15 protein-coding genes are annotated in these 13793 nt (G+C 52.2%); 6 read left to right on the top strand and 9 right to left on the bottom strand.

All coding sequences use genetic code 11. The annotated features are described in order from the left end of the window. Positions 1-19 precede the first annotated feature (19 nt). Both IEV97_RS13135 and IEV97_RS13130 read left to right on the top strand, forming a co-directional pair. Entirely contained in the window at positions 20-1528 is a 1509-nt protein-coding gene (locus IEV97_RS13135) for an NADH-quinone oxidoreductase subunit N (RefSeq protein WP_188501947.1), read from the top strand. Between the two features lie 17 nt (positions 1529-1545). Continuing rightward, the gene (locus tag IEV97_RS13130) at positions 1546-3438 is read left to right on the top strand and encodes an amidophosphoribosyltransferase (RefSeq protein ID WP_188501946.1); all 1893 of its coding nucleotides are present in this window, start codon (positions 1546-1548) and stop codon (positions 3436-3438) included. A gap of 176 nt (positions 3439-3614) precedes the next feature. Here the strand turns inward: IEV97_RS13130 and IEV97_RS13125 are convergent, their stop codons facing one another. Both IEV97_RS13125 and IEV97_RS13120 read right to left on the bottom strand, forming a co-directional pair. Continuing rightward, a complete protein-coding gene (locus tag IEV97_RS13125; protein WP_188501945.1) occupies positions 3615-4448 on the bottom strand; it encodes an Ig-like domain-containing protein in 834 nt (277 codons plus the stop codon). A 169-nt stretch (positions 4449-4617) separates the two neighbouring features. After that, complete coding sequence (locus IEV97_RS13120) at positions 4618-4818, bottom strand: hypothetical protein (protein WP_188501944.1); 201 nt, start codon at positions 4816-4818, stop codon at positions 4618-4620. Positions 4819-4923: 105 nt separating this feature from the next. Here IEV97_RS13120 and IEV97_RS13115 point away from each other — a divergent pair, with 105 nt between their 5' ends. The 3 genes from IEV97_RS13115 to IEV97_RS13105 are packed head-to-tail and all read left to right on the top strand — an operon-like array spanning position 4924 to position 6583. Next, positions 4924-5379, top strand: coding sequence for a GNAT family N-acetyltransferase (locus IEV97_RS13115; RefSeq protein WP_188501943.1), 456 nt, complete (start codon positions 4924-4926; stop codon positions 5377-5379). A 56-nt stretch (positions 5380-5435) separates the two neighbouring features. Then, the gene (locus IEV97_RS13110) at positions 5436-5870 is read left to right on the top strand and encodes a carboxypeptidase regulatory-like domain-containing protein (protein WP_188501942.1); all 435 of its coding nucleotides are present in this window, start codon (positions 5436-5438) and stop codon (positions 5868-5870) included. A 44-nt stretch (positions 5871-5914) separates the two neighbouring features. After that, the gene (locus tag IEV97_RS13105) at positions 5915-6583 is read left to right on the top strand and encodes a hypothetical protein (protein ID WP_188501941.1); all 669 of its coding nucleotides are present in this window, start codon (positions 5915-5917) and stop codon (positions 6581-6583) included. A 71-nt stretch (positions 6584-6654) separates the two neighbouring features. On the opposite strand, the gene IEV97_RS13100 is transcribed toward IEV97_RS13105, so the two are convergent. The 7 genes from IEV97_RS13100 to IEV97_RS13070 form a co-directional block, all read right to left on the bottom strand. After that, positions 6655-6804, bottom strand: coding sequence for a hypothetical protein (locus IEV97_RS13100; protein WP_188501940.1), 150 nt, complete (start codon positions 6802-6804; stop codon positions 6655-6657). 139 nt (positions 6805-6943) lie between these two features. Continuing rightward, a complete protein-coding gene (locus IEV97_RS13095) occupies positions 6944-7687 on the bottom strand; it encodes a hypothetical protein (protein WP_188501939.1) in 744 nt (247 codons plus the stop codon). Next, positions 7684-8076 (bottom strand): GntR family transcriptional regulator, encoded by a 393-nt coding sequence (locus IEV97_RS13090; RefSeq protein WP_188501938.1) that lies wholly within the window; start codon positions 8074-8076, stop codon positions 7684-7686. The genes IEV97_RS13095 and IEV97_RS13090 overlap by 4 nt, the downstream gene beginning before the upstream one ends. 15 nt (positions 8077-8091) lie before the next feature. Continuing rightward, the gene (locus IEV97_RS13085; RefSeq protein WP_188501937.1) at positions 8092-8868 is read right to left on the bottom strand and encodes a hypothetical protein; all 777 of its coding nucleotides are present in this window, start codon (positions 8866-8868) and stop codon (positions 8092-8094) included. Further along, positions 8852-9709 carry an ABC transporter ATP-binding protein gene (locus IEV97_RS13080; RefSeq protein ID WP_188501936.1) on the bottom strand — a complete coding sequence of 286 codons (858 nt, stop codon included), beginning with the start codon at positions 9707-9709 and terminating at the stop codon, positions 8852-8854. Before IEV97_RS13080 ends, IEV97_RS13085 begins: the two co-directional genes overlap by 17 nt. A 431-nt stretch (positions 9710-10140) precedes the next feature. Beyond that, positions 10141-10371, bottom strand: coding sequence for a hypothetical protein (locus tag IEV97_RS13075; protein WP_188501935.1), 231 nt, complete (start codon positions 10369-10371; stop codon positions 10141-10143). 30 nt (positions 10372-10401) lie between these two features. After that, entirely contained in the window at positions 10402-11358 is a 957-nt protein-coding gene (locus IEV97_RS13070; protein ID WP_188501934.1) for a CvpA family protein, read from the bottom strand. A gap of 271 nt (positions 11359-11629) precedes the next feature. On the opposite strand from IEV97_RS13070, the gene glgX reads away from it, so the two are divergent. Then, positions 11630-13777, top strand: a complete 2148-nt coding sequence (glgX, locus tag IEV97_RS13065) for a glycogen debranching protein GlgX (RefSeq protein ID WP_188501933.1) — start codon at positions 11630-11632, stop codon at positions 13775-13777. Positions 13778-13793: the final 16 nt, after the last annotated feature.

Here is a 13793-nt window from a genome sequence, read left to right as displayed (position 1 = left end):
CTATACCTTATACCGAAACGTGGAAGAACAGGCAGCACAACTCACCCAGACCATCGACAGCATTTTAGCTGGAGCAGGGTCGCTGCTGCCCGAACTGCTGCTGGCCCTCTTTTTCCTGTTGCTGGTTACGCTCGATCTTTTCAAGTCTAAAACAGTAAAACGCCTGTTACCCTGGGTTGCGCTCACCGGGCTGTTTTCGGTGCTGGTGCTGCTGGTGCTGGATAGGCATTTGGCTGAGGTGCAGTTTCTGAACTTGTTGCGCTCCGACGGTATCGCCCGCTACGCAGGTATACTCTTTAGCCTGACGGGCATCTTTACCATCCTGCTCTCCCTACAAAACCCGAAAATAGAAAAGCGCAAACAGGGCGAAGGACGGGGTGAGTATTATGCTTTGATCCTGATGCTCGTACTGGGCCTCAACCTGATGGCAAAATCCGTGAACCTACTGATGGTTTTCCTGGCGATCGAGATCGTGTCCATTGCCTCCTACATCCTGACGCTTACCCTCAAAGAAGAGAAAAGAGCTGTGGAAGCGGGCCTGAAGTATGTGCTGTATGGCACGCTCTCGGCGGGCGTGATGCTCTACGGCATGTCCTTTTTCTATGGCCTGACCGGCTCGCTGGATTATACCTTGGTGTCGTTTTGGCGCAGCCTGCTGGATGCCAGTCCGCTGATGGTAACGGTGGCGGCCATCCTGGTGTTTGCTGGTTTCCTTTTCAAAATATCGGCTGCCCCTTTTCACTTCTGGACGCCGGATGTCTACCAGGGAGCACCCATGCCGATCGTGGCGCTCTTCTCCACAGGTCCTAAGATGGCGGGCATCATCGTAATCATGCGCTTTGTGGCTGCCTTCGCCGACCCGACCATTGCCAGTGCTTTTTCCGATGTGCAGCTTTTCCTGGGTATAGCCGCCCTGGCGACGCTTGCGGTTGGTAACTTCACGGCGCTCTGGCAGCGCACGCCGCGGCGTCTGATGGCTTTCTCTTCGGTGTCACATGCCGGTTTTCTGTTGATGGCATTGCTGGCATTTGGCAGTGACTATACCGTGAGCGTGCTCTTTTACATGACGGTGCTGCTCTTCATGAACTTCGGCATGTTTCTGTTCCTGCAAATGGCCGAGGAAAACTGGCAGGTGCGCACGCTCGAGGATTTTCAGGGAATGGGGCCCCGCATTCCGTTTGCCGGCGTTATGGCGCTGCTCTTTCTGCTCTCTTTAACGGGGCTGCCGCCGCTGGCCGGATTTATAGGGAAGCTGCTGGTTTTTAGCAACGTGTGGGAAGCTTACACCGCCACCGGACAACCTATGCTGCTGGCCTTGCTTGTGGTCGGTATCCTACTGACGGGGGCAGCTTTGTTCTACTATATCAAAATACCATATTACCTTTTCCTGAAAAGGAATCAAACTGCCGAAAATTTAGTTATTTCACTGTCAAATAAGCTGCTGCTGGTTTTTTTCGCCCTGCCGCTGCTGGTCTTCTTTTTTAAACCTGACCTGCTGCTGCACTGGATAGAGAAACTGCTGGCCTAGATACTTTTACAACCCCTATGAGCGATTCAATTAAGCACGAGTGCGGAATAGCCCTGATCAGGCTCCGAAAACCAATCGAGTATTACGTTGAAAAGTATGGCACTCCGATGTACGGTGTCAACAAACTATACCTGCTGATGCAAAAGCAGCACAACCGCGGCCAGGACGGGGCAGGGGTAGCCAGTATCAAGATAGATGCTGGTCCTGGTATGGAGTACATTAACCGCTTCCGTTCTGTGAAGACCCGCGCCATCGACAGCATTTTCGGGAAGATCGGCAAGGAGTTTAAAAAGCTGAAGGAAGATCAGCCTGAGAAAGCCCTGAATACGAATTGGGTTTGGGAGAACCTGCCTTTTCTGGGCGATGTATACCTGGGCCACCTGCGCTACGGTACGCACGGCGTCAACAGTATAGACAACTGCCACCCGATGGTGCGCGAGAACAACTGGCGCAGCCGCAGCCTGGCCGTGGCTGGTAACTTCAACATGACCAACGTGGATGAGCAGTTCCAGAAGCTGATCGAGTTGGGCCAGCATCCAAAGCAAAAGACTGATACCATTACAGTGCTCGAAAAGATCGGGCACTTCCTGGATGAGGAAAACCAGATGCTGTTCGAGTCTTACAAAGACGAGTATACAAACAAAGAAATCACCTCCCTGATCGAAGATAACCTGAGTCTGCAGCGTGTGCTTAAGCGCGCCTGTAAGGACTTTGACGGCGGCTATGCCATGGCAGGTCTGACGGGTTATGGTGCCTCTTTTGTGGTGCGCGACCCAAACGGGATTCGCCCGGCCTACTATTACATGGACGACGAGGTGGTGGTGATTGCATCAGAGAAGCCAGCCATTAAAACGGCTTTCGACATTGAGTACAGCGAGATCCAGGAAATCACGCCGGGCCATGCCCTGATCGTGGATAAGGCTGGCAATGCCGATCTGAAAGAGATCATGCCGCAGCTCGAGAAAAAGTCCTGCAGCTTTGAGCGCATTTACTTCTCCAGAGGCAACGACCCGGAGATCTATGAAGAGCGCAAGAACATGGGCCGCCGCCTGTGCCCGCAGATTCTGGAGGCCATCGACTACGACCTGAAAAACACGGTCTTCTCCTATATCCCGAACACGGCGGAGTCATCGTGGCTGGGTATGATGAAAGGCATCGAAGACTACCTGCGCGGCTACCGCAAGCAGGCTATCCTGAACCAGGAGCTGAACGAAGAACAGCTCGACGAGATTCTGCAGTTTAAACCGCGTGCTGAGAAACTGGTGATCAAAGACGTGAAGTTGCGTACCTTCATCACCGATAACGATAGCCGCGACGACCTGGTAACGCACGTGTACGACACGACTTATGAGGTGGTGAAAAAAGGCATAGATACCCTGGTAGTACTCGACGACTCCATTGTGCGCGGCACGACGCTCGAGAAAAGCATCATCCGCATGCTCGACAAGCTGGAGCCGAAGAAGATCATCATCGTATCCTGCGCTCCGCAGATCCGCTACCCGGACTGCTACGGCATTGACATGTCTCGCTTAAAGGAGTTTGTGGCCTTCCGTGCCATGCTGGCTCTGCTGAAAGACCGTGGCTTGTACTACAAAGTGGACGAGGTATACGACAAGATACAAGCTGTGCAAGGTACGCCGGCTATCATGGAAACCAACTACGTGAAAGAGCTCTTCGACTTGTTTACGCATGACGAAATTTCCGTTAAAGTGTCTGAGATTGTGAAAGCGCCGGAGGTGAATGCTGAAGTACAGGTGATCTACCAACGCATCGAAGACCTGCACCTGGCCTGCCCGAACCACAGTGGCGACTGGTACTTTACCGGTAACTACCCGACGCCGGGCGGTACTCGTGTCGTGAACCGCGCCTTTATGAACTTCGTGGAAAACAAGGCCGTTCGCGCCTATTAATAAAGATTCAATTTCCTTTCAAAAGGCCTGTTCTGTAAAAGGACAGGCCTTTTTTGTTGCCTTTACCGCACAATAGGTAGAATATAATGTCAAGTCAAGGGATGGAAAGGGATTCATGAAGCAGATTACCCGTTGCGAAACAGCGGGTACCTGTGAGAAGTATCCGTATGTACCGGTTAGCGTCTGCCTAAACGGGCAGAAACAACAGGGCGGTCTGAGCCGTTAGCGAGCCTTGGTGAGTTAGGTGGTCGGTTAGTTCTGAAAGGACCGATTCGATTAGAAGTAATGACTGGTTTCGCATTCTCGCGCGGCTCCCCGTCCTCGATGTCACTATAATTGTAAAGGCTTATAGTAAACCAGTCGTCAATGTAATTTTCATCTCCAAATATGTAACAATCCATGAAAGTTACAGATTTTCTATCTGCGCTTACTGTACCCGTGGCATAGTAGAATTCAGAGCTTGGTCGTGTCTCGTATTTATACTCGCCTTCAATATCAATAAAGTAATGACTCAAGTCAGTATTTGTGGTTACACCAATCACATAATTGAATTCAAAGCAATTTTCCTGACTTTTCACCCCAATGGGATCTATATGTGTGCTGCTAGAATTTAAAGTAAGCGATATGGGCTCGGCTTTAAATTCAGTTGAACTTGATTTGCATTGGGATGAGTTTTCTAAGGTAGCACGCACACGTCCATTACTTTGGCCAAAGGTCCAGCTAGAGGAAGCTATGCCTTCTTCATTGGTTTTAGAATTAGAAACTGAAAGGGATCCGCCACCCTCTACTACTTCCCAACGAACTGTCGTGTTAGGCAAAGGCTTCCCATCGGTGTTTGTCACCTTTACTTGGAGGTCTTTCGAGAGTGCTTGGCCAATAACTCCGCCTTGGTCATTGCCATCATGTACGGCGATGGTGTTGCACACTACTGGGTCGTCGTCGTCACAGTTTGTAAGGGTAGCGCATAAAATCAAGATGAAGGTGAATCTTAAGCTGTTTAAAATCTTCATGAAAGATAGTATTGTACGAGTTGTAAAATGATATGAGACAGTCAGGTGCGCACAATGCCAAAGGTGAGAGGCATTGAATAGAGTGTGCCTATAAATACGATTCTATCTTATAATTGTTATATAAGATTTACCTATTTATTCTTTAAATATGATTTAATTGGATGTCAGCCTATTTTGCCAGATCAGCGAAAGCCATAATAGCAAAAGCGACGGTGCCGCCGTAAACGGCAAACTTCGTGATCGGGGAGGCGTTGGCGAGGAAAGCGGTGTGCTGGTTGAACTTGATGACGCCCATGAGCGTGAGGGACAGGTATAGGAAGAGCGCCAGGGGAATGATGTTGAAAAGGATTTCGAAAATGTCACTAGCCATGGGTACTCCTTAATTTTGGTGAGGATGGTGCAAATATAGGTATAAATGACTGGCTGCCGTATCTTTGTGCCTAACAATAAGCCAATCTCACCAGCTCATACCTCCATGGCCCTGACCAAAATCTGCAAAGCCTTTCACAACCTGACTCCCGACGAGCTCTACGACATGCTGCGACTCCGGAGCGAGGTGTTCGTAGTGGAGCAAAACTGTGTGTTCCCCGACATGGACGACAGGGACCAACTGTGCCTTCATGTGCTGTTTTACAACGAAAACAAGGTGTTGGTAGCCACCGCCAGACTGGTGCCGATAGGTATAGCCTACCCGGACATGATGTCGATCGGGCGGATCGTGACGAGCCAGCTGGTGCGCGGCACGGGGGTAGGAAAGGAGCTTGTCCAGTTTTCAATAGGGGAATGCTACCGCCTATTTGGAAAAGCACCGATACGAATCGGAGCACAGCTGTATGCCAAAAAGTTTTACGAGCGTTTCGGCTTTGAGCAGTCCAGCGAGGTGTACGACGAGGATGGCATCGACCATATCAAGATGGTGAAGCAGGTATAGCAGCTTGCTGAAGTATAGCAATTTTTTGTTATCTTGTTTTGTAATCCCGTTATGCTATGATAACAAGGCTCAAAACCTGGTGCGGATCAGGAATCCTGACAGCGCTGCTGCTAACTGGCTGCATAAAGGAGGAGGATGATTACATCAGCAAATACTGTCCCGGCTCTTGCACGGAGGTGAGCGGGCGGGTGTTGCAGGCAGGTAATCAGCAGCCTCTACAGGGCGTGCAAGTGTTGGCCATTTGGGATAACCGAAGGCATTTCAAGGAAGGCCTGGGCGGCACAGTGCGGAAAAAAGCGGTGACTTACACCGACGTTACCGGAAGCTATACCCTGCGTTTCCTGCTGCGCGATGACGAGATGCAGGATGGCGAGATAGCGATAACGCCGCAAGTGAGAAACTGCGACCAGTCAGATTGCCAAACTTATACCTTGTATTGGGACGAATTGAGACGCGACACGACCTACACACACGACTTTCTGATCAGATAGAGCGCCTATACCTGTTGCTATACTTGTCTAAACCGTCCATGCCTATGCTTCGACCGCTCATCCGTTTCCTGTCTGTCTTGGCGCTTCTTTTTTGCCTGTCTGCCCCAGCCGAGGCGCAACGCGTTCACCGAATCGGGTTCAGCGTAGGCACTGCCGCCCCCATCGGAGATTTCAAAAGAGACCGTTTTGAAGATGATTACCCGCCCCTTGCCCGGACAGGCGCAAACTGGCAACTCAACTACCGCACCGACCTGAAGCCATACCTGGCCATTGGGGCCACCACCGGCTTCCGCAGCCACCGTTTCGATATAGAGACTTTTGCCGGGCCAGACGATGGCCTAGTGCTGCGCAAAGAGGCAAGCGGCTGGAGAAGTGCCCACCTGCTGGGCGATGTATACCTGCAAAGCACTCCTAACATCCTGTTTGGCTACCTCAAAGGCTCGCTGGGCGTGTCCTATAACCAAGCTCCTGAGGTTTTGGTAGAAACCAGATTCGGCCCGGTCCGGAGAAGCTCCGACACTGCGTTGGCACCTGTTTATGGTATTGCCAGTGGCTTTGGCGTACAGGACGGCCGCTTCCTGCTATCATTCGAGATAGGGGTGTTGCGCACCCGCCCCGAATTCGATATCCAGGATGCAAAGGGTGCCAGCACCACTGTCAATCAGGACATGCACTTCCTTTCCTATTCAATGGGCCTGAGCTATACCTTGTAAATGATCCAGCAAAGCAAAAGGCCCGGGCTAAATTGCCCGGGCCTTACTTTGCATGCAGTAAGCTGATGAAATCAAATCACCATCACCAGTTCTGCAAAAGCACCGGCCAGTTGCAGCAACCTGCCCGAAAGCGCAGTTCCCTGTTCCACCGCTGGTTCTGATAGTATTGTCGGTTCCGCGGAGGCGTCAGAAACTGCACCGTAGGAAACTTCGCTCGTCATAGGGCAAGCAGTGTAGGATTGGGAGACAGCAGCACATGTGTTTTGCTTCGTAACCCTACTGCTGCTCCAATGCGAATGACTTATAAGGAGCAAGCCCCCGAACAAGATCAGTCCTGTTTTTTTCATAGCGCTGCAGGTTTTATTTGCGGAGGATGGCCAGCGCTTCACCGGAAAGCTCCACCTGTGCCTGCTCAGATAGCGTGTACTGCAGCCCTGGTATAGCCACGTTGAGCAGGGCCAGATGACTTCGGTTGCGGATGTCCAGGTTTGCCTGCTCAATCTTATTGTCCGGATGAATGAGCAACTTGGGATCACTTTCGGGGCTGGTGCCTGTCACGGCGTACAGGTGCTGTAGCTGACTTCCGTGCAGTTGTACCATCACCCCATTGTCAAGTTCCAGCCTGAGACTGTCCTGTTTAAAGCCTTTTAGGGTTGTATTCAGCCAACTAGCCGTGTTCTGACGCTTCGTGTGAATGACCGGTTCGCCATTGTAGATATGTTTTGCGTTAGAGCGCAGGGTGTGCAGCATCGGAGTTTTGATGATCAGTTGTGGGTATCCCCAGCCACGTAGGCTTTTTTGCTTATCATGGGTAGTCACGTCAATCTGCAGCGTATTGGCCTGCTGACTTATCTGCACGGTTTCTTCATTGCCTTCGTACAGGTACACCGCATGTTCATCGCCCGGCTCGATCAGCACACTGAGCATGTCTCCTGAGTTCAGCTCAATCTCCTCAAAGCCATTGAAATCCAGGGCGACGTAGTTGCGGTAAGGGTCCAGGTAAGATTTGGTGTTGTACTCCGCCTTCAGGGCGATGTTGTAAGTGCCCAGTGCGCCCAAAAGCACCACTAAAGCGAAGAGTAAGAGTTTATTGCTGGTTTTCATGGTTTCTGCTCGATTTCTGATTCGTAATTTTCTGTTTTAAAAGCCTCGTAGCGCTGCTGAATCTCATCCAGGCCGATTTCCAGCAAAAAGATATTGCGGAAAAACGCCGGCAGGTCCTGCTGCAGAAAGCGCTCTTTGCGCTGTGCCTTTACTTTCCGGACGGCATCCGGCGTCACAAAAAAGCCGATGCCGCGCTTGTTGTAGATCACCTCTTGGTGCTGCAGCTGCTCGTAGGTGCGCATCACCGTATTGGGGTTCACCTGAAAGCTTACCGCCAAATCCCGCACCGAGGGTATCTTGTCTTCTGCTGCCCACTTGCCCAGCAGGATCTGGTCGCACACGTGGGCCGCGATCTGCAGGTAAATGGGTTCGTTTTCTTTAAATTCCATAGTGTTTCCTCCCCGCTAAACTTGCTTTTCCTTTATTTTGAAATAGGCCACGATCCAACTTACCAGCGCCAGCACAACCAGCAGCAACAGCATAAGCGCCTCATTCCCTTCGTAAGCGCCTACATCAAAGCGCTTGTCACCCTCCATAAAATAGGCTGCTGAAAAAGGGCTTACCGATGACAGGTCGCGACCGAGCATGGCCTGCACCACCTGCTTGTTCAGGTTGTAAAGCAGCAAAATGCCCAGAAAACCCGCAAAAGCCGTTTTGATAAAATGGTGCTTGTTAAAGTAAGCCGAGCCCACCAGCATCAGGGCATTGAACAGCGCATAGAAAGTCAGTAATATGTGCATCGGCGGCTCAGAAGTGAGAATATTCATTACTTCATGTTCAGGCCCCACACGCGGGTCTATGATGAGCAGAATGTAGACGATCAGGTAAAAAGAAGGTATAAACAACAGCAGGTAGATCGGAAAGGAGTAAAGCCAGCCGACCAGGTACTTCTCGAACTGCGACGCCGGCAAGGTCAGAAAAGCGATCGCCTTCTTTTTATCGCCCAATTGCGCAAACACGGTGCTCGAAAACACCATGCCTGCACCCATCAGAAAGAACAGGAAGAAGATGGACTGCTCGGTAGCTTGCATAGGGCTTACAGCCATATAACTGGCGGTCCCCATAATCAGGAACATGGCGCCGAGCAGCACACCCAGCGACATCAGGTAGGTCTTGTAGTGCTCCACGGTGTGCTTGCGAAACAGCAGCGCAAAGCGACTCAGGTTAAAGTGATTGTTCATAGTGAGGTCTTTGAAGGATTTCGGTTACAGATGTGTTGCCACTGGTGATGGCGTTGAAAAGCAGCTCCATATCCACTTTGCTGTAGTTGCCCATCAGGTTCGGCAGGATGGCCTGCTTGCCACGTAGCGCGTCCTCCGTGTAGAGGGCACTGTGGGCTTCGGATTCAGGTATGGTCGTGAAGGTGAGCCGTTCGCCGATCGCATCAAGCGACTCGTTCAGCACGATCTCCCGGTCATGCACCACCACCACCAGTGTATCGATCAGGCTGTCGAGATCGCGCACCTGGTGGGTGGAGATGATGATGCAGCGGGTCTCGGTGAGGGCCGAGGCGATGATGCGGCGAAACTGTACCTTAGAAGGAATGTCCAGGCCGTTGGTCGGCTCGTCCATGATCAGCACGCTGGTATTGGTGGCCAGGCCAAAGGCGATGATGGCCTTTTTCTGCTGCCCAAAGGACATCTTGCTGAACACGGCGTGCACTGGCACTTCAAACTCGGAAAGGTATCGGTAAAAGGCCTCCTCATCGAAGAAGGGGTAGAAAGGGGCGGTGCTTGCCACAAACTGCCTGGCTGTGAGCGACGGCATGTAAATTTCCTCCGGAATAAAATAGAGATCCCCGAGCATGGCCGGCAGCCGTTTGCGCGAGTCGAGGCCGTTTACCTGGCAGCTGCCCTCCAGGGGAGAAACCAGCCCGACCATGTTTTTGAGCAGCGTGGACTTGCCCGCCCCGTTCTTGCCCAGCAGCCCATAGATATGGCCCTCCTGCAGCGTTAGGTTCAGGTTCCGGAACAGCAGCGACTTGCGGCTATACCCGAAACTGAGGTTCTTGATCTCTATCATTTGTGTTTGTTTTAGTGTATTAGTTACATAGTACACTACAAATGTAGATATTGTTTTATTAATACCAAATTATTTTTAAAAAATATTTAAGAAGAGGTATATAGGTACAGAACCAAGCATTTAGGGAAGAATATGTCTGTGCCTTAAAGTAAGCTTAGAAGACTTTTTAGGGAATGAAAGGGAAATTAGAAGACAGGGTTGTTGCATTCTCCGGGACTATCCCCTTGAGGGGATTATAGGGGTGTAAATTCAGGCCCGCAAAGTCAACAATTGGCCAGGTTTTATTTACCCTCCAACTGTAAACACTCCTCTGAGAGCTACGCTCGCAAGTTTCGAACACTCGTTCTCACTTGTCCTCAAGGGGAGAACCTATTAGAATGAAACAGCCCTAGTTATAAGCGGTTAGGACTACAGATCAGCTATACCTATACCTATACCTGGGAAGAGGTATAACGGGAAAGGGCCAGGTATACCTGCTCCGCGTCCTGCTTCTCGAATATTTTCTGCGAGGCGCCGAAGTCGAGCACGAGTTTGGCGGTTTGCTGCTCCGTCTCCGGTTTGAAATAAGCGTAGCAGAGTTTGCCCATATCCAGCAGGAAGGTAGCACGTGTGGCGCCACTGCCGAGCTGGATGCTAATAAAGTTGCTGTTAGCGTGCTGCATGACTCTACCTGGGTCCTGCTCAGGTATACGTTAGTTTCGGAATTTCTGTGTGATCATCAGGCCATGCTCTTTGCTTTGCAGCACGCCTATACCTACCCGCCTAAAACGAAGGTGCAGGATGTTGGCCCGGTGACCTGGCGATTCCATCAGTCCTTCGTGGGCAATGGCAATAGTGGGGGCCAGGGCCAGGTTCTCGCCAGCCGCCCTGAATGGAATATGGGCAGCCCGGATTCTGTCCGCGGCACTGGCTCCCTCCGGCGAGACATGCGAAAAATAGCCACGCGAGAACATATCGGCGGCGTGGCGGCGGGCAACCTTGGTGAGGGCTGTGTCCGCCTGCAAAGGCTGCAGTCCCCTGGCAATGCGTTCCTCATTCAGGAGTTCGAGCATGCGGTCCTCCAGTGCTGGCTGCGGCTCGTAGTCATCGGTCTTGAAAGGCAACTCGATAAACTCCTCCGTTTTCGTCGCAATGGTGAGTTCATTGAGGGTGCGCTCCGCCACCCGTTCAAATACAGAATTGAGTTCGTCTTCAGCCAGATGGGTATAGTTGCCAAACCGGCCCGCCAGGCTGCTGTCCTGCACGTAGTTGTGAAAACGCTCCGGGAGTGGAAGTAACAGCAGCAGAACGGAAATGATGGCAATAGTGATGATGCCGCTCAGCAGTCCCGGTAAGGTACCGAGCGCTTTGTTCACGGGGTGGGTGTGCAGCTCGTCTGAGAACTGATCCAGTATAAGCGAGCCGATGAACTGAATGAGCATGCTGGAGAGCACCGCGATGAAAAAGAAGGAAATGGGCGGAATCCAGTACACGTTCCAGTCGGTGGCCCGGCTGAGCCAGTCGGCGAGCGCAGGGTATAGGCGGAAGCTCAGCACCAGACTGCCCACCCAGCGCACCAGGTCCAGCAGGCTGAAGGCAAAGCCACGGCGCCAGCCCGTGTAGGCACTTAACAGCACAAGCAGGATGAGGAGGAAATCTAGGGCGTTCATTCCGATACTTTTAGTGATGAGGGAGGATGCCTGGTTAAAAGTACAAAAAAGTGTGAAATGCAGGTATAGCGCCGTGCCCAAACTTTATGCTCAAGGTGTCTTCTGTGCTGCTACTTCATACGATCTGGCAGAAAGCGATGATTATAAGGGGAGTACTCTATATCCGGCGCTCACAATAAAACAAGGTATAGCCCGACTCTTTCCGGGCTTTCTGCGTAGACGAAGAAGTCCTGAAAAGGACATCATCAGCTAACTAAGTTACAAAATCCGTATGAATATTACCGTATACCCTGGCAGTCCCTACCCACTGGGCGCCACCTGGGATGGAGAAGGCGTGAACTTTGCCCTTTACGCCGACAATGCAACCGGTGTAGAACTGTGCCTCTTCAACACAACAGAAGACGAAAGCGAATCAGTGAAGATAAAACTGAACGAACGCACCCACCAGGTATGGCACGCTTACCTTCCCGAGATCAAGCCCGGTCAACTGTACGGCTACCGCGTTTACGGACCTTACGAACCGTCCAACGGCCACCGTTTCAATCCAAGCAAACTCCTGATAGACCCGTATGCCAAGGCTATTTCGGGCACTATCGACTGGCACGACTCCCTTTTCGGCTACGAATTAGGCGGTTCTGAAGAAGACATGGAGATGAGCACGCTTGACAGTGCCCCCTTTATACCTTTCAGTGTGGTGGTGGACCCGAATTACGACTGGGAAGGAGTGAAGAAGCCCAGGATTCCCTACCACAAGTCCATTATTTATGAGGCCCACGTCAAAGGGCTGACCAAGCTGCACCCGGATATACCGGAGGAGATCCGCGGCTCGTATGCGGCCATCGGCCATCCGGTTACCATCAAGTACCTGCAGGAATTGGGGATTACGGCGATCGAACTGATGCCGGTCCACCATTTCATTACCGACCGGCACCTGGCTGACAATGGCCTGACAAACTACTGGGGCTATAACTCGATCGGGTTTTTCGCGCCGGACGTGCGCTACTCGAGCAGTGGCACACTGGGTGAGCAGGTGGTGGAGTTCAAAAACATGGTGAAGGCGCTGCACAAGGCAGGTATAGAGGTGATCCTGGATGTGGTGTACAACCATACCGGCGAGGGCAACCACATGGGCCCAACGCTGTCGTTCAGGGGCGTAGACAACTCGTCTTACTACCGGCTGATGGAGGAGGACAAGCGCTTTTACATGGACTATACCGGCACGGGCAACACCCTCAATGCCATGATGCCGCCGGTGCTGCGCCTGATCATGGACAGCCTGCGCTACTGGATTCTGGAGATGCACGTCGACGGCTTCCGTTTCGACCTGGCCGCCACGCTGGCCCGCGAGCTGCATGAGGTGGACCGCCTGGGTTCCTTCTTCGACATCATCCACCAGGACCCGGTTATCTCACAGGTAAAGCTCATTGCCGAGCCCTGGGACATTGGGGAAGGCGGCTATTTGGTGGGCAAGTTCCCGCCCGGCTGGGCCGAGTGGAACGGAAAGTACCGCGACTGCATACGCGACTACTGGCGAGGGGAGGAGAGTACCCTGGGGGAATTTGCCGAGCGTTTCACAGGCAGCTCCGACCTGTACCGCGATGACTTCCGCCGCCCCACGGCCAGCATCAACTTCATCACGGCGCACGACGGCTTCACGCTGAATGACCTGGTGTCGTACAACGAGAAGCACAACGAGGCCAACGGCGAGGACAATAACGACGGGGAGAGCCACAACCGCTCCTGGAACTGCGGTGCCGAGGGCCCGACGGAAGATAAAAAGATCGTTGAACTGCGGAACAGGCAGAAGCGCAACTTCCTCACCACGCTGTTTTTATCGCAGGGAGTGCCGATGCTGGTGGCCGGCGACGAGATCAGCCGCACGCAGCAGGGCAACAACAACGCCTACTGCCAGGACAACGAAATATCCTGGATCAACTGGCTCACAGCCGACAAAGAGCTGCTGGCCTTTACACAAAAAATCATTGATCTGCGCCGCAACCACCCGGTGTTCTGCCGACGCCGCTGGTTTCAGGGGCAGCCTATCAAGGGGTTGGGAGTGGAAGATATTGCCTGGTTTCAGCCTGACGGATCGGAGATGACGGAAGAGCGCTGGAACCACGATTTTGCCAAGTCGCTGGGGGTGTTTTTGAACGGGCGCGGCCTGCACTCGGTTGGCCCCAAAGGCGAGCAGATCATAGACGACAGCTTTTACCTGATCTTCAACGCCCACCACGAAGACGTAGACTACATCATTCCCGAAGCAAAGTATGGGGCGCAATGGACCAAAATACTGGATACTTACCACACTGAGATAAAAGATGAAGCAACTACCGTGGAAGCCGGTGGGAACATACGGATCGGGAGTCGCTCTGTCGTGCTGCTACATCATCCGGCAGGGCAATTGGTGACGCCAAAATAACAACTAAAGCAACATA

Origin of the sequence: Pontibacter amylolyticus, from assembly GCF_014638845.1 — a bacterium.
Classification (GTDB): domain Bacteria; phylum Bacteroidota; class Bacteroidia; order Cytophagales; family Hymenobacteraceae; genus Pontibacter; species Pontibacter amylolyticus.
This window is presented reverse-complemented; position numbering and strand designations above follow the sequence as displayed.